17 protein-coding genes and 1 tRNA gene are annotated in these 20687 nt (G+C 71.8%); 11 read left to right on the forward strand and 7 right to left on the reverse strand.

The features are described from left to right. Positions 1 to 74: 74 nt before the first annotated feature. Both ACFXDJ_RS27620 and ACFXDJ_RS27625 read right to left on the reverse strand, forming a co-directional pair. Entirely contained in the window at positions 75 to 2648 is a 2574-nt protein-coding gene (locus tag ACFXDJ_RS27620) for an ABC transporter permease (RefSeq protein ID WP_384658497.1), read from the reverse strand. Then, a complete protein-coding gene (locus ACFXDJ_RS27625) occupies positions 2645 to 3451 on the reverse strand; it encodes an ABC transporter ATP-binding protein (protein ID WP_384658494.1) in 807 nt (268 codons plus the stop codon). The genes ACFXDJ_RS27620 and ACFXDJ_RS27625 overlap by 4 nt, the downstream gene beginning before the upstream one ends. A 340-nt stretch (positions 3452 to 3791) precedes the next feature. Here ACFXDJ_RS27625 and ACFXDJ_RS27630 point away from each other — a divergent pair, with 340 nt between their 5' ends. After that, a complete protein-coding gene (locus ACFXDJ_RS27630) occupies positions 3792 to 5408 on the forward strand; it encodes an MFS transporter (protein WP_384658493.1) in 1617 nt (538 codons plus the stop codon). Between the two features lie 125 nt (positions 5409 to 5533). Next, positions 5534 to 6373, forward strand: coding sequence for a hypothetical protein (locus tag ACFXDJ_RS27635; protein ID WP_384658490.1), 840 nt, complete (start codon positions 5534 to 5536; stop codon positions 6371 to 6373). Positions 6374 to 6391: 18 nt separating this feature from the next. On the opposite strand, the gene ACFXDJ_RS27640 is transcribed toward ACFXDJ_RS27635, so the two are convergent. Further along, on the reverse strand, positions 6392 to 7258 hold the full coding sequence (locus tag ACFXDJ_RS27640) for an alpha/beta fold hydrolase (protein WP_384850665.1): 867 nt from the start codon (positions 7256 to 7258) through the stop codon (positions 6392 to 6394). 96 nt (positions 7259 to 7354) lie between these two features. Between ACFXDJ_RS27640 and ACFXDJ_RS27645 the strand changes: the two genes are divergently transcribed. Beyond that, positions 7355 to 7918 carry a CGNR zinc finger domain-containing protein gene (locus ACFXDJ_RS27645; RefSeq protein ID WP_384658485.1) on the forward strand — a complete coding sequence of 188 codons (564 nt, stop codon included), beginning with the start codon at positions 7355 to 7357 and terminating at the stop codon, positions 7916 to 7918. A 26-nt stretch (positions 7919 to 7944) separates the two neighbouring features. Here the strand turns inward: ACFXDJ_RS27645 and ACFXDJ_RS27650 are convergent, their stop codons facing one another. The 3 genes from ACFXDJ_RS27650 to ACFXDJ_RS27660 form a co-directional block, all read right to left on the reverse strand. Further along, on the reverse strand, positions 7945 to 8817 hold the full coding sequence (locus tag ACFXDJ_RS27650) for a cellulose-binding protein (protein ID WP_384658483.1): 873 nt from the start codon (positions 8815 to 8817) through the stop codon (positions 7945 to 7947). 165 nt (positions 8818 to 8982) lie between these two features. Continuing rightward, positions 8983 to 11520, reverse strand: a complete 2538-nt coding sequence (locus tag ACFXDJ_RS27655) for an SUKH-4 family immunity protein (protein WP_384850668.1) — start codon at positions 11518 to 11520, stop codon at positions 8983 to 8985. Positions 11521 to 11527: 7 nt separating this feature from the next. Continuing rightward, entirely contained in the window at positions 11528 to 12541 is a 1014-nt protein-coding gene (locus ACFXDJ_RS27660) for an SMI1/KNR4 family protein (protein WP_384661864.1), read from the reverse strand. Between the two features lie 281 nt (positions 12542 to 12822). Between ACFXDJ_RS27660 and ACFXDJ_RS27665 the strand changes: the two genes are divergently transcribed. Next, positions 12823 to 13413 (forward strand): YwqJ-related putative deaminase, encoded by a 591-nt coding sequence (locus ACFXDJ_RS27665; RefSeq protein WP_384661866.1) that lies wholly within the window; start codon positions 12823 to 12825, stop codon positions 13411 to 13413. Between the two features lie 5 nt (positions 13414 to 13418). Further along, entirely contained in the window at positions 13419 to 13943 is a 525-nt protein-coding gene (locus ACFXDJ_RS27670) for an SUKH-3 domain-containing protein (RefSeq protein ID WP_384661869.1), read from the forward strand. Between the two features lie 94 nt (positions 13944 to 14037). Here ACFXDJ_RS27670 and ACFXDJ_RS27675 read toward each other — a convergent pair whose 3' ends face one another. Further along, positions 14038 to 15309 carry a sensor histidine kinase gene (locus tag ACFXDJ_RS27675; RefSeq protein WP_384661872.1) on the reverse strand — a complete coding sequence of 424 codons (1272 nt, stop codon included), beginning with the start codon at positions 15307 to 15309 and terminating at the stop codon, positions 14038 to 14040. A gap of 131 nt (positions 15310 to 15440) precedes the next feature. Between ACFXDJ_RS27675 and ACFXDJ_RS27680 the strand changes: the two genes are divergently transcribed. The 6 genes from ACFXDJ_RS27680 (at position 15441) to pth (ending at position 20552) form a co-directional block, all read left to right on the forward strand. Further along, positions 15441 to 16334: a hypothetical protein gene (locus ACFXDJ_RS27680; protein WP_384661875.1), complete on the forward strand. Its 894-nt coding sequence runs from the start codon at positions 15441 to 15443 to the stop codon at positions 16332 to 16334. 15 nt (positions 16335 to 16349) lie between these two features. Beyond that, a tRNA-Gln gene (locus ACFXDJ_RS27685) sits at positions 16350 to 16429 on the forward strand. A 107-nt stretch (positions 16430 to 16536) separates the two neighbouring features. After that, the gene (gene glmU, locus ACFXDJ_RS27690; protein ID WP_384661878.1) at positions 16537 to 17982 is read left to right on the forward strand and encodes a bifunctional UDP-N-acetylglucosamine diphosphorylase/glucosamine-1-phosphate N-acetyltransferase GlmU; all 1446 of its coding nucleotides are present in this window, start codon (positions 16537 to 16539) and stop codon (positions 17980 to 17982) included. A gap of 133 nt (positions 17983 to 18115) precedes the next feature. Beyond that, entirely contained in the window at positions 18116 to 19093 is a 978-nt protein-coding gene (locus ACFXDJ_RS27695) for a ribose-phosphate diphosphokinase (RefSeq protein ID WP_215025702.1), read from the forward strand. Between the two features lie 201 nt (positions 19094 to 19294). After that, a complete protein-coding gene (locus tag ACFXDJ_RS27700) occupies positions 19295 to 19870 on the forward strand; it encodes a 50S ribosomal protein L25/general stress protein Ctc (RefSeq protein ID WP_384661881.1) in 576 nt (191 codons plus the stop codon). 91 nt (positions 19871 to 19961) lie between these two features. After that, positions 19962 to 20552 carry an aminoacyl-tRNA hydrolase gene (gene pth / locus ACFXDJ_RS27705; RefSeq protein ID WP_266908096.1) on the forward strand — a complete coding sequence of 197 codons (591 nt, stop codon included), beginning with the start codon at positions 19962 to 19964 and terminating at the stop codon, positions 20550 to 20552. The last annotated feature ends 135 nt before the right edge of the window (positions 20553 to 20687 follow it).

Raw genomic sequence — 20687 nt, forward strand, 5'->3', positions numbered from 1 at the left:
CGGACGCCGACCGGCCCCGGTCCGCCCGAAAGGGTGGACCGGGGCCGGGGCGTTCCCCCGTACGACCGCTGGAGCTACTCGCTGGCGATCGCGTTCAGGACGTTCATCCGGCCCGCCCGGAAGGCCGGGAAGAGCGCGGCCAGCAGGCCGACCAGGGCCGAGCCCGCGAAGACTCCGAGGATCGTCGGCCACGGGATCTCCAGGACCTTCATGCCCTGGAGCGCGAGGAGCTGGTGGGCGGTGGCGCCCCAGCCCATGCCCAGACCGAGGCCCAGCAGGGCGCCGAAGAGGGCGATGACCACCGACTCCAGGCGGATCATGCGGCGCAGCTGGCGGCGGGAGAGGCCGATGGCGCGCATCAGGCCGATCTCACGGGTCCGCTCGACCACCGAGAGGGCGAGGGTGTTCACGACGCCCAGGATCGCGACGATGATCGCGAGGGCGAGGAGTGCGTAGACCACGTTCAGCAACTGGCCGACCTGGTCCTTCAGCGCCTGCTTGTAGTCGGTCTGGTTCTGCGCCGTGTACTGGGGGTACTCCGCCAGCGCCGCCTTGACCGCCTTGTACGCGGCGTCCTGCTGACCGTCCTTCGCACTGGCCAGCAGCATGAACGGCATCGGCAGCTTGTCGGCCGGGAGGTTCGCCTCGGCGACGGCGAGGCTGGTGTACTTCATGCCCTTGTCGAGGTTGCCCTCGTCGCTGGTGATCGCCGCGACCTTGAGCTTGGCGGTCTTTCCGCCGGTGAAGGCGACCGTCAGGTCGTCACCCAGCTTGACGTGGTGCTGGTCGGCGTACTCCGAGCCGACCGACATCGCTCCCGGACCGTACGCCGCCGCGTGCTCGCCGGCGATCATCTTGCGCCGGATGTCCTTGGCGTACGTGGACTCCTGGACGCCGAGTCCGTCCTGCGCGGTCGTGCCGTCGGGGGCCGTGATCTTGACGTCCACCTCCCGGTAGGCCGTGACGTGGTCCAGCCCCTGGGTCTTGCGGATGGCCTCCTCGGCCTGCGGTACGACCGGCTGCCGGGTCGGCGACTGGACGATGTAGTCCGCGCCGACCGACTTGTCGAGCTCCTCGGTGGCGGAGGCCACCATCGAGGACCCGACCACCGACAGGCAGGCGACCAGCGCGAGGCCGATCATCAGCGCGGCGGCGGTGGCGCCGGTACGGCGCGGGTTGCGCAGCGCGTTGCGCTCGGCGAGCCGGCCTATGGAGCCGAAGGGCCGCAGCACCGGGGCCGACAGGGCCCTGACCACGACACCCGCGAGGAGCGGGCCGATCACGATGAAGCCGATGAGGGTGAACAGGACGCCCAGGGCCAGCCACAGGGCTCCGGTACCCGCCTTGTCGGCGGTCGCGGCGAGGAACAGGCCCGCGGCGCCGATGCCGGTGAGGACCAGGCCGACCGCGGCCCGGATCCGGCCGGCCTTCTTGTCCCCGGGGGTGCCGACCTCGCGCAGGGCGGCCATCGGGGAGACCTTGCCGGCCCGGCGGGCCGGTATGTAGGCCGAGACCACCGTGACGACCATGCCGAGGACGATGCCGACGACCGGAGTGGTCCAGGCGATCGTCAGATCGTCGGTGGACAGGCTCATGCCCAACTGGCCCATGAGCTTCATCAGGCCGACGGCCAGGCCGATGCCCGCCCCGACCCCGAGGACCGACCCGGCGGCACCGAGCAGGAAGGCTTCGACGACCACGGACTTGAGCACCTGGCCGCTGCCGGCTCCGATGGCGCGCATCAGGCCGATCTCCCGGGTGCGCTGGGCGACCAGCATCGAGAAGGTGTTGAAGATCAGGAAGATTCCGACGAGGAAGGCGATCCCGGCGAAGCCGAGCATCACCCACTTCATGATGTCGAGGAAGGACAGGTCCTTGCGGCCGGCGTCCGCGGCTTCCTTGGCGGTCTGGAGCGTGTACGTGTCCGCCCCGACGGCCGAAGCGATGTTCTGCTTGAGCCGCTCGTCGCTCACCCCGTCCTTGGCGGTGACGTTGACGAGGGAGAAGGCGTCGGTGGAACCGAGCAGCTTCTGCTGCGCGGTGGCGGTGTCGAAGTAGACGACGGTCGCACCCGGGTTGGTCACGGTGAAGGCGGCTATGCCGGTGATCTTGGAACGGATGTCGCCGGTGACGGCGATGGTGCGGATGTCGTCACCGAGCTTGAGGTGGTGCTTCTTCGCGGTGTCCGCGTCGATCATCACGTCGGTGGGACCGCGCGGGGCCTGGCCTTCGATGATCTTCATCGACTTCAGTTCGTTCTCGGTCCAGTTGCCCGCGAAGGTCGGGGCACCGGTGGTGGAACCGAGATTCTCGTTCTTGGAGTTGACGACGGTGACGGCCATCGACGAGACGCCGCCCTCGACGGACTTCACGCCTTCGGCCTTCTTCACCTGCGCCACGACCGAGGCGGCCAGCGTCCGGGGCACGCCGCTGTCGGCGGTCTGACCGCTGGTCTCGGCCTTCTTCGGAGTCACCGTGACATCGGAACCGGTGACCGCGAACAGCTTGTCGAAGGTGGTGTTCATGGTGTCGGTGAACACCAAGGTGCCGCAGACGAAGGCGACGGAGAGCATGACGGCGACGGCGGAGAGCGCCATCCGCCCCTTGTGCGCGAAGAAGTTGCGCCGCGCGGTCTTCATGACGGTCATGACGTCCGCCCGCGCGCGTCGAAGTCGGGGGTCTGGGGGCGTCCCCCAGAAAAGCACAGCATGCGGTCCAGGACCTGGTCAGCCGTAGGCTCGTGGAGCTCGTCCACGATCCGGCCGTCGGCGAGGAAGATGACGCGGTCCGCGTAGGAGGCGGCGACCGGGTCGTGGGTGACCATCACGATGGTCTGGCCCAGCTCGTTGACCGAGCGGCGCAGGAAGCCGAGCACCTCGGCGCCGGCCCGGGAGTCCAGGTTTCCGGTCGGCTCGTCGCCGAAGATGATCTGCGGGCGGGCGGCGAGGGCGCGGGCGACCGCCACGCGCTGCTGCTGACCGCCCGACAGCTCGGTCGGCCGGTGCTTGAGGCGCCCCGCCAGCCCCACCGTCTCCACGACCCGGTTCAGCCACTCCGCATCGGGCTTGCGGCCCGCGATGTCCATGGGGAGCGTGATGTTCTCCAGGGCGTTGAGCGTCGGCAGCAGGTTGAAGGCCTGGAAGATGAAGCCGATCCGGTCGCGGCGCAGCTGCGTGAGCTTCTTGTCCTTGAGGCCGGTGATCTCGGTCTCGTCAAGGAAGATCTGACCGCTGGTCACCGTGTCCAGGCCGGCGAGGCAGTGCATCAGCGTGGACTTGCCGGAGCCCGAGGGCCCCATGATCGCGGTGAACTGGCCGGCGTGGATGTCCACGTCCACCGAATCGAGGGCGGTGACCCGGGTCTCGCCGGAGCCGTAGGCCTTGACGACCTGCCGCGCCCGCGCCGCGACGGCTCCATGCCCTCCAGCGCCCCCGTGCCTGGTTTCGGTCATAGCCGTTGTCACGGTGTGTCCCCCTCGATCGGTGCGAATCATCTGCTGTGAAGTCTGTCGGGACCGGGGGGTCCGGCGCGCTGGTGCCAAGCGCCGTATTCATACGGGTGCTAGCCCCACCCCCCGGACTCCCCGTCCCCCGTAGAAACCAGTTAAAGACCGCCCGCGCCCGACTTCCTCCTCCGCCGGGACGAAGCGTCCCTGGATCCTTGTGAGGAGCAACCCCTAGGGGTTCTCGGCCCTCCGGAGGACGCACCCTGAGGGATACCGCTCCGCCACGGGACGGTGAGAAGGTATCTGCGCAGGTACGCACGGGGGACGCACGGGGGAAGGGTCGGCCATGGCATCAGGGGAGAGCACGGGCGCGAGTACTGACGAGGGCGCCGCGGGCCCGCCCGGCGGCATACCCGGAGCCGGAGCCGGGGCCAGAGCTGGAGCCAAGGCCGGCGGGGCCGGGGCCGGGGCGCCCGCGCGGCCCCGTACCGCCGTGGTCGCCGCGCTCATGCTGACGATGGGACTCGTCGCCATCGACGCGGCCATCGTCTCCACCGCCGTCCCGCAGATCGTCGGCGACCTCGGCGGCTTCGCCCTCTTCTCCTGGATCTTCTCCGGCTACATCCTGGCCGGAACCGTCACCCTGCCCGTCTACGGCAAGTTCTCCGACACCTACGGCCGCAAGCCCGTCCTGCTCTTCGGCATCAGCCTCTTCCTCCTCGGCTCGCTGCTGTGCGCGTCCGCCTGGAACATGGCCGCCCTCATCGCCTTCCGGGTCCTCCAGGGCCTCGGCGGCGGCGCCCTGCAAGGAACCGTCCACACCCTGGCCGCCGACCTCTACGCGCTCAAGGACCGCCCGCGCATCCAGGCCCGGATGTCCGTGGTGTGGGCCTCCTCCGCACTGGCCGGCCCCGCGCTCGGCGGGCTCATCGCCTCGTACACCGACTGGCGCTGGATCTTCCTGCTCAACCTGCCGGCGGCGGCCGCCGCCCTGTGGATCATCAGCCGTCACCTGGTCGAGCCCACCCGCGCCCCGGGCCGCCGGGGCCCCGTCGACTGGGCCGGCGCCCTCGGCGTCTTCGCCTGCGGCGGGCTGCTGCTCTTCGCACTCGTCCAGGGCGGAGTCGCCTGGCCCTGGCTGTCGGCGCCCTCACTGGGGCTGCTGGGTGCGAGCGCGGCGTTCGGCGCCCTGGTCGTGCGGATCGAACGGCGGGCCGCGGAACCGATTCTGCCCGGCTGGGTGTGGCGCCGGCGCACCATCGCCGCCGTCAACCTCGCCATGGCCGCGCTCGGCCTGCTGATGGTGGCCCCGATGGTGTTCATGCCGACGTACGCGCAGACCGTGCTCGGCCTCGGCCCCACCAGCGCCGGCCTGGTCACCTCCGCGATGACCCTGAGCTGGCCCATCAGCGCCGCCTTCTCCCAGCACGTCTACCGGCGGATCGGCTTCCGCAACACCGCCGCCATCGGGGTCTCCCTGGCCGCCGTGATCCTCTTCTCCTTCACCCTGCTCCCCTACCCCCCGACCATCTGGCAGCCCGCGCTGATCATGCTCCTGCTGGGCGGGGCCCTCGGGCTCTTCCAGCTCCCGCTGACCGTCGGCGTCCAGTCCACGGTGGGCTGGGCGGAGCGCGGAACCACCACCGCGTCGGTGCTGTTCTGCCGCAACGTCGGCCAGAGCATCGGAGCGGCCCTGCTCGGGGCCGTCGCCAACGCCACCATCAGCGGCCGGCTGGCGGACGCCCCGATGACCGGACTCCCCTCGCACCTGGACGACGTGGCCAAGGCCCTGGCCCAGCCGGGGCTGCTCACGCCGGACGCGTCCGACTACCTGCGGCGCGCGGTGGACGCCGCCGGGGACCACATCTTCCTCGGCGCGTCGGTGGCGGCGGTCGCGTCGGCGCTCGTGCTGCTGCTGATGGCACCGCGCCGGTTCCCGGTCCTGCCGGAACTGCGGGAGTAGTCGCGGGCCCGGGAGCGGGACCCGGCGGGGACCAGGAGCGGGACCAGGACCCGGCGCGGGGATGACTTGTCATGACCCGACCGAACGAGTAACTCTCTGCGGAGACACACTCCCGGGGGGACACCATGCTTTCCGCACTCTTCGCACTCGCCTTACTCGCCGCCGTCGCCGGCCCCGTCACCCTGCGGCTCGTCCGGCACCCGGGCTTCGTCACCGGCCGCGACGGCCGCCTCTCCACCTCCACCACCCTGGCCCTGGCCTGGACGGTGATCCTGGTCTGGCTGCTCCTCGCGATCCTCGTCTACGGGCTCACCGCGGGCGGCGGAGTCGCCTGGTTCCAGGGCCCCGACGGCCCCCTGTCCTCGCTGACCAGCGTCTACCTCCCGCTGCTCGGGGGCCCGTACGCCGCCATGATCGGGGCGAAGGCGGTGGTCGGCGTGCGCGTGGAGAACGGCAGCATGGCCAAACCCGCACCGAAGGGCGCCGGGCGGCGCCCGCTGCACGACCTGATCTCGAACGACGGCGGGCGGACCGACCTGGTCGACCTCCAGTACGTCGCCCTGAGCGCGGTCACCATGCTCTACGTGGTGGCGTTCTTCGTGACGGACGTCGGCGGCGGACTGCCGAAGCTCCCGGCGGAGATGTGGGCGCTGACGGGAGCCCCGGCCGGGGCCTACCTGGTGAACAAGATGGCGACCCGGGCGAACCCGGTCATCACCCACGTCACGGTCGCCGACGGGCGGCTGCTCGTCGGGGGCGGCGGCTTCGGGAGCGACCCGCGCGTGGAGCTGGACTCCGTACCGCTCCCGGCCGCCGGCACCTCCGTGGACGCATCGGGCGGCACCCTGACGGCTCCCCTGCCGGACCCGGCACCGGCCGCCTTCACCGTGGTGGTCAGCAGCGGCAGCGGGCTGCGCAGCGACCCCTTCCGGCACGAGGCGGGCGGCGCCGCCGCAGTCGGCTGAGGCCGCCGCGGGCCGGGCTCAGCCCAGCTTCGCCAGGAAGTCCTCGATCAGCGGGGCGATCTCCGCAAGGTGCGTCTCCAGCGCGAAGTGCCCGGCGCCTTCGAAGAGGTGCACCTCGGCGTCGGGCACGTCCCGCTGGTACGCCTTCGCGCCCGCGGGCAGGAAGAAGGGGTCGCCCTCGCCCCAGACGACGAGGACCGGAACCCCCGCCGCGCGGAGCCAGGCCTGCCAGGCCGGGTAGTGGGCGAAGTTCGAGTGGTAGTCGAAGGCGAGGTCGGCCTGGGCGTCGGCGCGTCCGGGCAGACCCAGGTAGTGGACGTCGAGCGTCCAGCCGTCCGGGGAGATCAGGGAGGTGTCGGCGACGCCCGCCTCGTACTGGAACCGGGTGCCGTCCTCGCCGAACAGCCCCCGCACCTGCTCCTCGTTGCCCGGCACCTCCCGGCGCAGCCCGGCGAACTCCCGGGCCATGTCCGACAGTCCCTCCTCGTACGCGTTGCCGTTCTGCACGATCAGGCCGGTCACCCGGTCCGGCCGGCGCTCGGCGAGGCGCAGGCCGACGGGGGCGCCGAAGTCGAAGACGTAGAGGGCGTAGCCCTCCAGGCCGAGGGCGTCGGTGAAGCCCTCCACGATGTCCGCGAGGCGGTCGAAGGTGTACGTGAACCCGTCCGGGGCCCGGGTGCGGCCGAAGCCGGGGTAGTCCGGGGCGATCAGCCGGTACGGGGTGGAGCCGAGGGCGTCCATCAGGCGGGCGAACTGGTGCGAGGAGGTCGGGAAGCCGTGCAGGAGAAGCAGGACGGGGCCGTCGGCCGGACCGCTCTCGCGGTAGGCGACCTGGACTCCGGCGACGTCGACGCTGCGGTGACGGATGGCGGGCACGGCGGTCATCACATTCCTCCAAGGGCGTTGTTTCCATTAGTCTCACCGGAGATCACTAACGGGTCAAGGGTCATCTCACCCATTAGTCAGAGATAGAGTGGAACCATGACAGCGACTTTCCCCCTCACCGGCGAACCCCTCGCCCTGGACCTCCTCAACACCGACACCGCGATCGGGGACCTCGTCGCGGACCCGGCCGGCCTCGCGGACTGGCTGGAGACCCAGCGGGACCGTCTGACGGAGCTGCCGCCGGTGGGCACGGCGGAAGTGGCCGCCGTCCGTTCCGTACGGGAGGCGGCGCGCGCGGCCCTGACCGCGGCCCGCGCCGGCGCGGAGCCCCCGGCGGGGGCGATGCGCACCCTGAACTCCGCGCTGGCCGCCGCCCCCTCACACCGGGAGCTCACCTGGACCCCCGGAGCCGGGCTGACGGCCGCCACCGTCCGCGCACCGGGAGCGCCCGCGGCGCGCAGGCTCGCGGCGGAGCTCGCCGAAGCCGTGGCGGAACTGCTGCTCGGTGGGCGGATCGGCGAGGTCCGCGAGTGCGAGGGCGCGGAGTGCGTACTGCTGTTCCTTCCGGCGCATCCGCGGCGCCGCTGGTGCGTGGCATCGATCTGCGGCAACCGCGCCCGGGTCGCCCGCTACTACGCCCGGCACAAGCCGGCCCCGTAGCCGCACGGAACCGATGAGGCGGTGGTTCAGCCCTCCGCCGGGGCCCGGCCCGTCAGCGCCGCGAGGCTGGAGCGGACGTGGTTCATGTGGGCCCGCATCTCCTCCTGCGACTCCGTGTGCTCGCGCAGGATCCGGTCCGTCTCCCGGCCGACCCGCTCCTCCCGCACCCGCGCCTGCGCGATCAGCTCCCGGCCCCTGGCCTCGGCGTCCTCCTGCCCGTGCCGCGCGGCCTCCTCCGCCTCCGCGAACCCGCGCTTCGCCTCCGCCAGCCGGGACTCCGCGTAGCGCTCCAGCTCCACGTGCCGGGCCTCCAGCTCCGCCTCCCGCGCCGCCAGTTCCCGTTCCGCCGCGTCCCACCGCTCCACGTGTTCCTGCTCGCGCTCCGCGAGCAGCGCGTCCGACCGGCGGCGCATCTCGGCCAGCGCCGCCTGCGCGTCCGCCCGCCACGCCGCCGCGTCGTCCCGCGCCTCCGCCCGCGCGTCGTCCGCCTCGCGCCCCGCCCGCAGCAGCCCCTGCCGGGCCCGGACCTCGGTCTGCTCGCGCACCGCCTCCGCGTCCGTGCGCGCCAGCTCCGCCACCCGGTCGGCGTGCGCCTCGGCGGCTCCCGCCGCCGCCAGCGCGTCCGCCCGCGCGTCCAGCCGTAGCGTCTCGGCCTCCTCCTCGGCCAGCAGCAGGATCCGGCGGGCGCGCTCGCTGAGCTCGTCGTACGTCTGCGGGGCCAGCGCGGACACCTCGGCCCGCAGCCGCTCCGCCTCCGCCTCCATCCGCTTGGCCAGCACGGTCAGCCGGGCCACCCGCTCCCAGGCCTCGTCCCGGCTCCCCGACAGCCGTACGAGGTACCGGTCCACCTCTTCCGTGCGGTAGCCGCGGCCGCGCACGGTCGTAAAGGGTGCACTCATCCTGGAAGCGCCTCTCTCGCGGGGATTCCTGTCAAGGATGCGTCATTTGGTGGCAGAAGCCCGAATGGCCGGGCCGGGACCCTGTTCGAGGGTCCCAACCCGGCCATCCGGATCGATGAGTGATCTGCGAGCGATCGGTGAGCGATCAGCCGTGGCGAGCGGCGATTAGAGAAGTCCGTCCCACATCTGCTCCAACAGGACCGACCACCAGTTCTCCGGGGACGCCAGCGCGGCACTGTCGAGCCCCGCCAGATTCGCCTGGAAATCGACGGTCCAGCGGCCCGCCTGCTCCGGCGTCAGATGCTGGCGCAGCCGCCACATGTGACCCAGCATCGCCAACGACCGCACGAACTGCGGCAGCGAGGAGTTCACGAACTGCGCCGGCACCGGGGCCCCGCCCGGACCGGCCTCCACCGGCACCGCGACGATGTGCGCGGTCCCGTACTGCACGCACAGCGCCTTGCCGAAGTCGCTGCCGACGACGAGGTACGAACCCGCGTCCGAAGCCGGCTGCACCTGCCGCTGCGCCGCCAGTTCGGCCAGCGTCGGCAGCGGAGCACCCGGTACGGCCTGCGCCCAGAAGAACGGCCCGAAATCGACCGGCAGTCCCGACCACATCAGCGTCTGCGCCACGATCTCCGGCACACCCTGCCGGGACACCGCGCGCTGCTCGAAGCGGAACACGCCCTGCGGCCCGAACGCCCCCGCCAGCTCCTGCGCGATCCCGTCCAGCGGGATCGCCGGCTGCAACGGCACCTGCGGCAGCGGAGCGCGGACCGGCGCGGGGCGCGCCGGACCGTCCGCCACCTGGTGCAGCTCGCCCTGATGGGTCAGCAGGTGCCGCATGCCCTGCTGCCGGCCCGCGTGGTCGGTCCCGTACGGGGCCACGCTCGTGATCCGGACCTGCGGCCAGGTCTCCCGGATCATGCGGGCGCAGTAGCCGCCGGGCAGCTCGCACGAGGCCAGCTCGGTGTGCAGCTCCAGCACCTGCTGCGGAGGCACGTTCATCGCGCGCAGCTCGTACAGGATCTGCCACTCCGGGTGCGGGGTACCGGGCGCGGAGCGGCGGATGAGCTGCTGCTCGGAGCCGTCGGGCGCCCGGTAGCGCAGCACGGCCTGGTAGCCGGGACCGACCGTGGGCACCCCGGGAGCCGGGGCGGACGCCTGCGGTACGGGGGCCTGCGGCGCGGGACCGGGCGGACCGGGCGGCTGGGGTACGCCGGGACCCGCGAGCATGGTGGCGGCGTGATGCGCCGCGCCGCCGGGCGCGCCGGGAGCTCCGGGCGGGCCGGGAGGCGCGGGCGGCTGCCCGGTCACGGCCGGACCGGCCAGCATCGTCGCGGCATGGTCCAGCCCGCCACCGGGCACACCAGGAGCACCAGGCGCCCCGGGCGGACCCGGAGGCGTCGGCTGCTGACCCGCGCCGGGCACCCCGGGAGGACCGGGCGGGCCGGGCGGCTGCGGGCCGCCGGGGGCCGCCAGCATGGTGGCGGCGTACGAGGCTCCGCCCCCGCCGGACGCACCCGGCGCACCCGGCGCACCCGGCGGGCCGGGAGGCGCGGGCGGCTGCCCGGTCACGGCCGGACCGGCCAGCATCGTCGCGGCATGGTCCAGCCCGCCACCGGGCACACCGGGAGCACCAGGCGCCCCGGGCGGACCCGGAGGCGTCGGCTGCTGCGGTCCGCCCGGACTCGCGAGCATGGTGGCGGCGTACGAAGGCTGCTCGGCACCGCCACCGGGCACGCCGGGCGGACCCGGCGGCGTCACGGGCGCGGCGGCGGGCCGGTTGATCCGGGCCTTGCTCGTCGGCGCGTCGGCGATGTCACCGGAGGGCGAAGCAGGAGCGGGAGCGGGAACCGGAGCCTGGGCCTGAGCCGGCGCCTGAACCGGCGCCTGAACGGGAGCCGACGGCGCCACCGGTCCGGATCCGGATCCGGACCCGCCCCGCGACCCCGCCCGCGACCCCGCGTCCAGGTCCAGCGCGGGCGTAGCGACGGCCGTCTTCGGCAGCTCGCTGCCCCTCGGCATCAGCGTGGTCCGGGCCTCCGGACCCACCCCGGAGGACGGCGGAGCGTCCTCCAGGTCCGACCCGGACAGCGGCGGCGAGAACACCGTCGCCGGCAGCGGCACGGACACCGAGTCGTCGGCGTTCACATCGGTCCCGGCCCACGGCGTGGCACCGGACGGCACCCCTTCGTTGGCGGTCGGCTCGTAGGGGACCTCGCCCCCGCGCCGCAACGGCACCGGCTCCGCGGCACCCTGTGAACCGACCGGAGCCACCGGAGCGACCGGAGCCGCAGGAGCCACCGGCACGGCCGGAGCCACCGGCGGAATTCCCGCCCGGTCCGCGGCCTCCTGCAGCCACTCCGGCGGGCTCAGCATGAACGAGGTCTGCTCCGAGTCGATCCGCGGCACCGGAACCGAAGCCTCGGCCGGCGCGGCCGAAGCCCCGTACTCCTCCTCGTAGCGGCGGATCACCTCACCCACCGGCAGCCCGGGCCAGAGGGTCACCTCCCCGCTGTCCCGCGCGATGACCAACCGCTGGCGGCCGCCACCGGACACGGGACCGGCCGGGCGGTCCTCCGCCCACACCACGAAACCGAGCCCGAACTCCCGTACGCGCACCTCGCGGTGCTGGTACGAGGGAACGTCCCCGTTGATCCACTCCTCGGCGCGCTCCTGCGCCTGCGCAAACGTCACCATCGCGCCGTCACCCCTCTTCCGGCGCGGAACCCGCCGCCGGAACCGACCCGGCCACGGGAACCGAGCGTGCGAATCCGCCGTCCACCATCAGACCGGCCACCGTTTCCAACTCCGGCGGATTACCCGCCAGTCGCTCCAGAAAGGCGTCGAAATCCGTACCGCACGGCAACAGCAACCGCTCCACGCGCTCCTGGACCGACCAGCCGTCCTGGTCGCGGGCGTCGTCGTACGGGGAGAACCACACCGAACCGATCGACTCGCCCCGCACCTTCACCGCGACGAGCCCGCCCTGTGCGAAGGCCACGCAGAGGTAGTCCTTCGTGAGGTGGTCCCGCAGACACTTGTTGACGTAGACGAGGTCGTTGACCGCCGCCTCCTCGCGCACCGTGAAGAAGGGCTGGTCCACCAGCAGGCCGAGCTCCACGTCCAGCCCCGTGCCCACCGGCGCACAACCGCCGGCCGCCTTCAGGAACGAGCGGTAGGCCTCCGGGAGCCGGTAGCCGAGGTCCTCCTCGACCCCCTGCACCTGCTGCTCGGACACCGAGACCACCGTCTTGGGCAGCCCCAGGTGGACCGGGCGCGCCTCCTGCAAGGGCCGCGTACCGCGCTTCGTGTGGTCCACCGCGGCCGTGGTCAGGCCCGCGTGGTGCCGCAGCAGCGCCTTGACCTCCACCGGGACCAGCTCCATCCGGCGGGTGCCGGACACGTGGTGCCAGGTCCAGCCGTGCGGGGTCGACACCGGGCCGACCGTGTCCCACAGTTCGTGGCCGGTCGCCCGCATGGCGGCGTTCGCGGACACGCAGTCCGTCAGGCGCAACTCGTCCACGCCGAAGCCCTCCGGCGGATCGGCGATCTCCACCGCCGCGCGCGCGTAGGGCGCGAAGTCGGGATGCCCGTTCGCACCGATGCGGACTCCGTGGGGATGGCGAGCGGCCCGGACGGGGTCCGGGAAATGCACGACCTGCCCCGAGTAAGCGGCGTTGGGTGGCGCGGCCTGATGCCCGAGCCGACCTGTCGTCATGGCGGTAGCCCCCTGCTGGATCTGGCTGGTTCACCACAGCCTATGTGCTCCGGCAAGGGCGTCACCCGCCCGCGACCGGGGCACCCGCGCGACGGCCGGGAACATCCGAATTGATACGAATATTCGACCCCGCTTCCACATCTGAGGCGACATTTGACAGGCTGTCCCCACGGCACGGGGGCGTGCGCGACAGCGGTCACCGCCGCGGGCACGGGAGGGAAAGCGCAACCATGCAGAACACGGCAACACGCACAGGGCCGGCCGACGCCGACTCAGGGCCCATGGGAACCCCCGGACACCCGGGAACCGTTGGACCTACGGGAGCGGGCGAATCCGCGTCCATCCCGGCACAGGCCCACACCGCCGGCCACGGCGCCGGGCCCGCGCAGGGCCCGGGCGACCCCCGCCTGCGCTGGGGCAGCGGCGAGGGCCGCGCCGCCGTGCCCACGCTCCGCTTCCGCCGTGACGGCATCCTGCCGACCGTGGCCGCCGCCCTCTCCGTACGCGGCGAAACCCTCACCGGCACCGCGGGCAAGGCCGACCTGCCCCCCGTACTGCACGCCCTGGTCCAGGATTTCCTCGACACCCTCACCAGCGGCCAGCGCGAACGTTTCACCGGCCGATGTCCGGAGGCGATCCTGCTCTCCCGCCACCTCGCCGCCGTCGAGGGCGCCCGCAGCAAGCGCGCCTCGCGCAAGCCGCTCACCCCGAGCGAGGCCCGCCGCTCCCTCAAGCACTCCAAGATCACCGCCCGCCGCATCCGCGAGGACGGCGACCCGCTCCACGGCAGCTACGCACCCCCCTGCCGCTCCTGCGAGGCCCTCCTCGCCCACTTCGGCGTACGCCCCGTCGACCTCACCCACCCCGAGTAGCCACCATGACCGCCACCTCCGCTTCCTACGCCCGCTCCTCGGCCGCCCGCTTCCCGGTCGCCGTGGACGCCGCCCTGCGCTCCGCCGGCTGGGAGCCGGGCCGCTGGGACATCAAGCAGGCCGAGTACTGGGCCGACGCCCTGCGCGACCACACCACCCCCGCCGGGCACCGCCACACCGTCTTCCCGGCCGCCGTCGAAGCCTGGGCGGAATTCGGGAACCTCACCGTCACCGCCCCGGGCCCCGGCCGCCAGATCGCACCCACCGCGATCCGCCTGGACCCCCTCACGGGCCTCCACCTCGCCCGCACCTTCGCCGACCTCGGCCGCGCCCTCTCCACCCAGCTCTGCCCGCTCGGCGTCGAGGCCGACGCGCAACTGATCGGAGGGGGGTCACACCTCGCCATCGACCGCGAGGGCCGGGTCTACTGCGTGGACCACACCGGCGACTGGTACCTCGGAGCCGGGCTCGACGAGGCCCTCACCCTCCTCCTGACCGGCCTCCAGCCCACCCGCCTGACGACCGGCTGACCACCCGGCCCCGGAAGCCGCTCCCCGCTTCCGGGCCACGTACATCACGCCGTCCGGCACCCGCCCCCACGCCCGCTCGCCTACCCCCGCTCGCCTACCCCCGCTCGCCGCTCGGCAGGACCGCCGAGACCTTGAAGCCGCCCTCGTCCGTCGGGCCGGAGACGAAGACCCCGCCCAGGCCGAGGACCCGCTCCCGCATGCCGACCAGCCCGTTGCCGCCGCTCGGCAGACCCGGCTCGGCGGCCTTGCCGTCACACGGCCCGTTCTCCACCTGCATGGCGACCTCGCCCTCCCGGTGCGCCAGCCGTACGACGACCCGCGCGCCCGGAGCGTGCTTGTGGCAGTTGGTCAGCGCCTCCTGGACCACCCGGTACGCCGTCTGCTCCACCTCCGCCGCGTACGCGGCCGCGCACTCCCCCCGGACATCGAGCACCACGGCCATCCCGGCCGCCCGCGACTGCCCGACCAGCGCCTCCAGCTCCGCCAGCGTCGGCCCGTCCTCGAAGCTCCCCACCAGGGCCACGGGCGCGGTCACGGCCGCCACCGGCTTCGGAGCCTCCGCCCGCAGCACGCCCAGCATCTCCCGCAGCTCCGTCAGCGCCTGCCGCCCCATATCCCCCACGAGCGCCGCGTTCTTCACGGCCTTCGCCGGATCCTTCAGCGCGATCGCCTGCAGCGCCGCCGCGTGCACCACCATCAGCGACACCCGGTGCGCGACCACGTCGTGCATCTCCCGCGCGATCCGCGTCCGCTCCTCCGTACGGGCCCACTCGGCCCGCTCCTCCGCCCGGTCCGCGAGCAGCGACAGCTCCCGCTCCAGCGAGTCCGCGCGTTCGTGCAGGCTCTCCATCAGCCGGCGCCGCGCCCCTATGTACAGCCCGAGCAGTACCGGGGGCACGGTCAGCGCCACCGCCACGAACACGGAGAGCACGATGACGAGGGTGTGACCGGCCCCCTCGTCCCCACGGGTCCGCAGGTACATCACCACGAAGGTCGCGGCCAGCGACATCGACGCGAGGGTGGCGGTGATCCGCCGGGGCACCTCGGAGGTGGCGAGCGTGTACAGCCCGACCACGCCGAGCAGGAACCCCATGGCGGCGGGCGACACGGCGATCCCGACCAGCACCACGGCGATCGGCCAGCGCCTGCGCAGCACGAGCGTGGCACCGACCCCGGCCCCGAACAGCACCCCGGCCCAGACCGGAACCCCGGCCTCGCGGGCGAACCCGACACCCTCCACCGCGCACTCGACGGCGGACACCCCGCCGAGCCCCACGTCCAGCACGGCCGACCTGCGCCGTTCCCACCACAGCGGCCCGTCCCGCCCGGCCCCCGCGTCTCCCTGCTCTTCCCCCGTACTGGTCATGCCGTCCAGCGTACGCAGGGCCCTCAGCACACAGCCGAACGAAATTCCAGCAAACCAGCGGTAACCGCACGTACGACTGAATAGCCCGCCGAATGAGACCTGAATCCCACATTCCGGACCACATTGGCGACATGACCGAAATCCGACGTCGCCCCGGCGACGGCACCGGCGGGCTCCGCACCGGAACCGCGACCTTCGAATCCCTGCGGGAGCAAGCGATCGCCCTGCGGCGCGAGGGCCTCAGCCTGCGCCAGATACGGGACCGCCTGGGCGTCCACAACAACAACATCCTCAACAGCCTGGTGAAGGGAGAGCCTCCACCCGAGTGGACGAAGCGCCCGAATGCGAAGGACGACCTCCGCGACCGAGCCCGCAAACTCCGTCTCCAGGGCATGACGTACGACGAGATCCAGGTCGAGCTGGGCTGCTCGAAGAGCTCGATCTCCCTCTGGGTCCGCGACCTCCCGAAGCCGGAGCGGCAGCGCACCGCAGAAGAGGCCTCGGCGATCGCCAAGCGCGGGTGGGAAAGGACGCTTGAGCGGCGCGAGGAGGAGCGACAGGAGACCAAATTGCAAGCCGCCGAGGAACTGGGCGAGATGTCCGAGCGGGAACTCTTCCTGGTCGGCGTGGGGCTCTATTGGGCCGAGGGATCGAAGAGCAAGACCTACTCCCGACGCGAACGCGTGACCTTCGTCAACAGTGATCCCGACATGATCCACCTCTACTTGGCCTGGCTGGCCGTCCTCGGCGTGGACCGCGAGAAACTCCGCTACCGCGTCATGATCCACGAGTCCGGGGATGTGCGCGGCGCCGAGCAGTACTGGGCTGACCTGGCCAAAGTGGATCTTTCGCAGCTCCAGAGGACAACGCTCAAGAAGCACAACCCGACGACTGTACGGAAGAACACCGGCGACGACTACCGGGGTTGCCTGGTCGTCAACGTGCTCGGCAGCGCCGAGCTGTACCGCCGTATCGAAGGGTGGTGGGCCCGGATGGCAGTAGAGGCACGCCGTAGAAACGCGTAGGCTGACGGCGCGCAATCCCGGGTTGCTCTGTCGGCAGGGGCGACCAGACTTTGAATCTGGGTACGACGCAGGTTCGACTCCTGCCCCGGGAGCCAATCGAGTTCGGGTCCCGACTATTCCGGTCGGGACCCGGCCTCGTTTAGCGCCCCAAGCCCACCGGTATCCTTCACGGGTCCACCACCCGAAGCCGAAGGGCACACCCGTGAGCGCCAACCGCCCGGCAGCCGTCGTCGTACTCGCAGCGGGTGAAGGCACCCGCATGAAGTCGGCCACACCCAAGGTTCTGCACGAGATCAGCGGGCGCTCGCTCGTCGGTCACGTCGTCGCCGCCTCCCGCGAGCTGGACCCGACGCACCTCGTCGTCGTCGTCGGGCACGCCCGCGAACAGGTCACCGCGCACCTCGCCGCCATCGACGCCGACGTCCGCACCGCGGTCCAGTACGAGCAGAACGGCACCGGGCACGCCGTCCGGATGGCCCTCGAAGAGCTGGGCGGCCAGCCCACCGGCACCGTGGTCGTCGTCTGCGGCGACACCCCGCTGCTGACCGGCGAGACCCTGGCCGCACTGACGGCCACGCACGAGGCCGACGGCAACGCCGTCACCGTGCTGACCGCCGAGGTCCCGGACTCCACCGGCTACGGCCGCATCATCCGCGGCGCCGACGGGGCGGTCACCGCCATCGTCGAGCACAAGGACGCCACCGACGCCCAGCGCGCGATCCGCGAGATCAACTCCGGGGTCTTCGCCTTCGACGGCGCCCTGCTCGCGGACGCCCTCGGCAAGGTCCGCACCGACAACAGCCAGGGCGAGGAGTACCTCACCGACGTGCTCGGCATCCTGCGCGAGGCCGGCCACCGCGTCGGCGCCGCCGTTGGCGCGGACCACCGGCAGATCCTCGGGATCAACAACCGGGTCCAGCTCGCCGAGGCCCGCGCGCTGCTGAACGCCCGCCTGCTGGAGCGCGCGATGCTCGCCGGCGTGACGATCGTCGACCCGGCGAGCACGCTCGTCGACGTGACCGTGACCTTCGGCCGCGACGCCGTCGTCCACCCGGGCACCCAGCTGCTGGGCACCACGCACATCGCCGAAGAGGCCGAGGTCGGCCCGAACAGCCGCCTGACGGACACGCACGTCGGTCCGCGCGCCCGCGTGGACAACACGGTGGCGGACACCGCCGTCGTCGGCGAGTCGGCGACCGTGGGTCCCTTCGCGTACCTGCGTCCGGGCACGAACCTGGGCGCGAAGGCCAAGGCCGGTACGTACGTGGAGATGAAGAACGCCACGATCGGCGAGGGCACCAAGGTTCCGCACCTCTCGTACGTCGGCGACGCGACGATCGGCGAGTACACGAACATCGGCGCCGCCAGCGTGTTCGTGAACTACGACGGTGAGCACAAGCACCACACGACCGTCGGCTCACACTGCAAGACGGGTTCGGACAACATGTTTGTGGCTCCCGTCACGATCGGGGACGGCGCCTACACGGCCGCCGGGTCCGTGATCACCAAGGATGTGCCGCCCGGCGCACTGGCCGTGGCCCGTGGCCAGCAGCGGAATATCGAGGGCTGGGTGGCCCGCAAGCGTCCGGGAAGTGCCGCCGCGACAGCGGCTCAGTCGGCGGTCCACGAGGACTCCGACGAACGCTGAGGTGAACTGACCGGAAACGGCTACGCCCGAGACGGCGTACCGTGATAGGTGCACGCAATTCGGCTGGCTCACCGTGTGCGGGACGGACGCACATGGGGGCGAGCAGCTTTCCCACGTCTGAGGAGACAGTGCTGTGACCGGGATCAAGACGACCGGCGAGAAGAAGCTGATGCTCTTCTCCGGCCGCGCCCACCCCGAGCTGGCCGAGGAGGTCGCGCACCAGCTCGGTGTCGGCCTCGTGCCGACCAAGGCTTTCGACTTCGCGAACGGCGAGATCTACGTCCGCTTCCAGGAGTCGGCACGTGGCGCGGACTGCTTCCTGATCCAGAGCCACACGGCTCCGATCAACAAGTGGATCATGGAGCAGCTGATCATGATCGACGCGCTCAAGCGCGCGTCGGCACGCTCCATCACCGTGATCGTCCCGTCCTACGGGTACGCCCGCCAGGACAAGAAGCACAAGGGCCGCGAGCCGATCTCGGCCCGTCTGGTCGCCGACCTGCTCAAGACCGCGGGTGCCGACCGGATCCTGACGGTCGACCTGCACACGGACCAGATCCAGGGCTTCTTCGACGGCCCGGTCGACCACCTTTCGGCCCTGTCGGTCCTCGCGGACTACGTCGGCGCCAAGGTGGACCGCGCCAAGCTGACGATCGTCTCCCCGGACGCCGGCCGCGTGCGCGTCGCCGACCGCTGGTGCGACCGTCTGGACGCGCCGCTGGCGATCGTCCACAAGCGCCGCGACAAGGACGTCGCCAACCAGGTGACCGTCCACGAGGTCGTCGGTGAGGTCAAGGGTCGCGTCTGCGTCCTGGTCGACGACATGATCGACACGGGTGGCACCATCTGCGCCGCCGCCGACGCGCTCTTCGCGCACGGCGCGGAGGACGTCATCGTGACGGCCACGCACGGCATCCTGTCGGGCCCGGCCGCCGACCGTCTGAAGAACTCCAAGGTCAGCGAGTTCGTGTTCACGAACACCCTGCCGGACCCGTCCGACCTGGAGCTCGACAAGATCACGGTGCTGTCCATCGCCCCGATGATCGCCCGCGCGGTGCGCGAGGTCTTCGAGGACGGCTCGGTCACCAGCCTGTTCGAAGAGCAGCAGTAAACACTTCGGTGCGCTAGATCCTTTTTGGGTACGGCCTCCCCGCCGGGTACACTCCTTGAGTTGCTCGGCGAGGGAGGCCGTACCTGTTTTCGGATTTTCCGAAGGGGTTTCCGGCTCTCCGTTATCGACGCGCTCTTCGTAGCAGGCCGTGTTCCGGCCGGGTGACTATCGTCCATTTCCGTCACCCCACGAGGAGTGAGCATGTCCGAGATCAAGCTTTCCGCGAAGACCCGCACCCAGTTCGGCAAGGGCGCTGCCCGCCAGGCCCGCCGCGACGGCATGGTTCCCGGCGTCATCTACGGCCACGGCACCGAGCCGAAGCACGTCGACGTCGAGGGCCACGGCCTGCAGCTGGCGCTCCGCACCGCCAACGTCCTGATCTCCCTGGACATCGTTGACGGCGGCACCGAGCTGGTCATCCCGAAGGCCGTTCAGAAGCACCCGCTGAAGCGCTCGATCTCCCACGTCGACTACCTGATCGTCAAGAAGGGCGAGAAGGTCACCGTCGACGTCGCGATCGTCACCGAGGGCGACCTGGCCGCGGGCAACAACATGCTGGAGACCCTCCAGAACACGATCTCGGTCGAGGCCGAGGCCACCAACATCCCGACCGAGGTCACCGTCTCCATCGCGGGCCTGGAGGCCGGCGCCACCGTGCACGCGAAGGACCTGGTCCTCCCGGCCGGCACCACGCTGGCCGTCGACGGCGACCTCGCCGTCCTGCAGGTCGTCGCCCCGCAGGGCGAGGAGCCGGCCGCCGAGGGTTCCGAGGCCTGAGTCTCGCCTCTCCCCCTCAGCACTTGCTGAACGACCGCCGTCCGGCTCCACTGGAGCGGGACGGCGGTCGTCTTCGTATAAGGAGCTTTTGATGTCGGACGACGCGGCGCCCTGGCTGATCGTGGGGCTCGGGAACCCGGGTGCGGAGTACGCGGGCAACCGCCACAACATCGGTTTCATGGTGGCCGACCTGCTGGCGGAGCGGATGCGCGGGAAGTTCAAGGCGCACAAGGCCCGTGCGCAGGTGGTGGAGGGCCGGATGGGCCCGCCGGGACCTCTGAACCGGCGGGTGGTGCTGGCGAAGCCCATGTCGTTCATGAACCTGTCGGGCGGCCCGGTGACGGCGCTGCGGGACTTCTACAAGGTGCCGCTCGACCGGATCGTCGCGGTCCACGACGAGCTGGACATCGACTACCCGACGCTGCGCCTGAAGCTGGGCGGCGGGGACAACGGCCACAACGGTCTGAAGTCGATGACGAAGTCGATGGGCCCGGACTACCACCGGGTCCGCTGCGGCATCGGCCGTCCGCCGGGCCGCATGCAGGTCGCGGACTTCGTGCTGAAGGACTTCTCCTCCACGGAGCGCAAGGAGCTGGACTGGTTCGTGGACCGGTCGGCGGACGCGGTGGAGTGCCTGATCCAGGAGGGGCTGGAGCGCGCGCAGTCCACGTATAACAGCTGACACGGCCAACAGCTGACACATGAGTGAGGGGGGGGGGGGGGGCCGGGCGGGGGCTGGCGCGCCCCCCCCGGACACACGGGGAGGCGGCACGGCTGGCGGAGGGGCGCGCCCCCGCCCGCCGCCACGCGCGGAGGA

Origin of the sequence: Streptomyces sp. NPDC059443, assembly GCF_042750105.1 — a bacterium.
In the GTDB taxonomy this organism is placed as follows: Bacteria; Actinomycetota; Actinomycetes; order Streptomycetales; family Streptomycetaceae; genus Streptomyces.

What these genes read in the sequence shown, in the direction of transcription:
- ACFXDJ_RS27655 (WP_384850668.1), bottom strand. Translation starts at nt 11,520, where the DNA reads ATGGTGACGTTTGCGCAGGCGCAGGAGCGCGCCGAGGAGTGGATCAAC.
- ACFXDJ_RS27660 (WP_384661864.1), bottom strand. Translation starts at nt 12,541, where the DNA reads ATGACGACAGGTCGGCTCGGGCATCAGGCCGCGCCACCCAACGCCGCT.
- ACFXDJ_RS27665 (WP_384661866.1), top strand. Translation starts at nt 12,823, where the DNA reads ATGGGAACCCCCGGACACCCGGGAACCGTTGGACCTACGGGAGCGGGC.
- ACFXDJ_RS27645 (WP_384658485.1), top strand. Translation starts at nt 7,355, where the DNA reads ATGACAGCGACTTTCCCCCTCACCGGCGAACCCCTCGCCCTGGACCTC.
- ACFXDJ_RS27640 (WP_384850665.1), bottom strand. Translation starts at nt 7,258, where the DNA reads ATGACCGCCGTGCCCGCCATCCGTCACCGCAGCGTCGACGTCGCCGGA.
- ACFXDJ_RS27650 (WP_384658483.1), bottom strand. Translation starts at nt 8,817, where the DNA reads ATGAGTGCACCCTTTACGACCGTGCGCGGCCGCGGCTACCGCACGGAA.
- ACFXDJ_RS27675 (WP_384661872.1), bottom strand. Translation starts at nt 15,309, where the DNA reads ATGACCAGTACGGGGGAAGAGCAGGGAGACGCGGGGGCCGGGCGGGAC.
- ACFXDJ_RS27700 (WP_384661881.1), top strand. Translation starts at nt 19,295, where the DNA reads ATGTCCGAGATCAAGCTTTCCGCGAAGACCCGCACCCAGTTCGGCAAG.
- ACFXDJ_RS27635 (WP_384658490.1), top strand. Translation starts at nt 5,534, where the DNA reads ATGCTTTCCGCACTCTTCGCACTCGCCTTACTCGCCGCCGTCGCCGGC.
- ACFXDJ_RS27630 (WP_384658493.1), top strand. Translation starts at nt 3,792, where the DNA reads ATGGCATCAGGGGAGAGCACGGGCGCGAGTACTGACGAGGGCGCCGCG.
- ACFXDJ_RS27680 (WP_384661875.1), top strand. Translation starts at nt 15,441, where the DNA reads ATGACCGAAATCCGACGTCGCCCCGGCGACGGCACCGGCGGGCTCCGC.
- ACFXDJ_RS27620 (WP_384658497.1), bottom strand. Translation starts at nt 2,648, where the DNA reads ATGACCGTCATGAAGACCGCGCGGCGCAACTTCTTCGCGCACAAGGGG.
- pth (WP_266908096.1), top strand. Translation starts at nt 19,962, where the DNA reads ATGTCGGACGACGCGGCGCCCTGGCTGATCGTGGGGCTCGGGAACCCG.
- ACFXDJ_RS27625 (WP_384658494.1), bottom strand. Translation starts at nt 3,451, where the DNA reads ATGACCGAAACCAGGCACGGGGGCGCTGGAGGGCATGGAGCCGTCGCG.
- ACFXDJ_RS27670 (WP_384661869.1), top strand. Translation starts at nt 13,419, where the DNA reads ATGACCGCCACCTCCGCTTCCTACGCCCGCTCCTCGGCCGCCCGCTTC.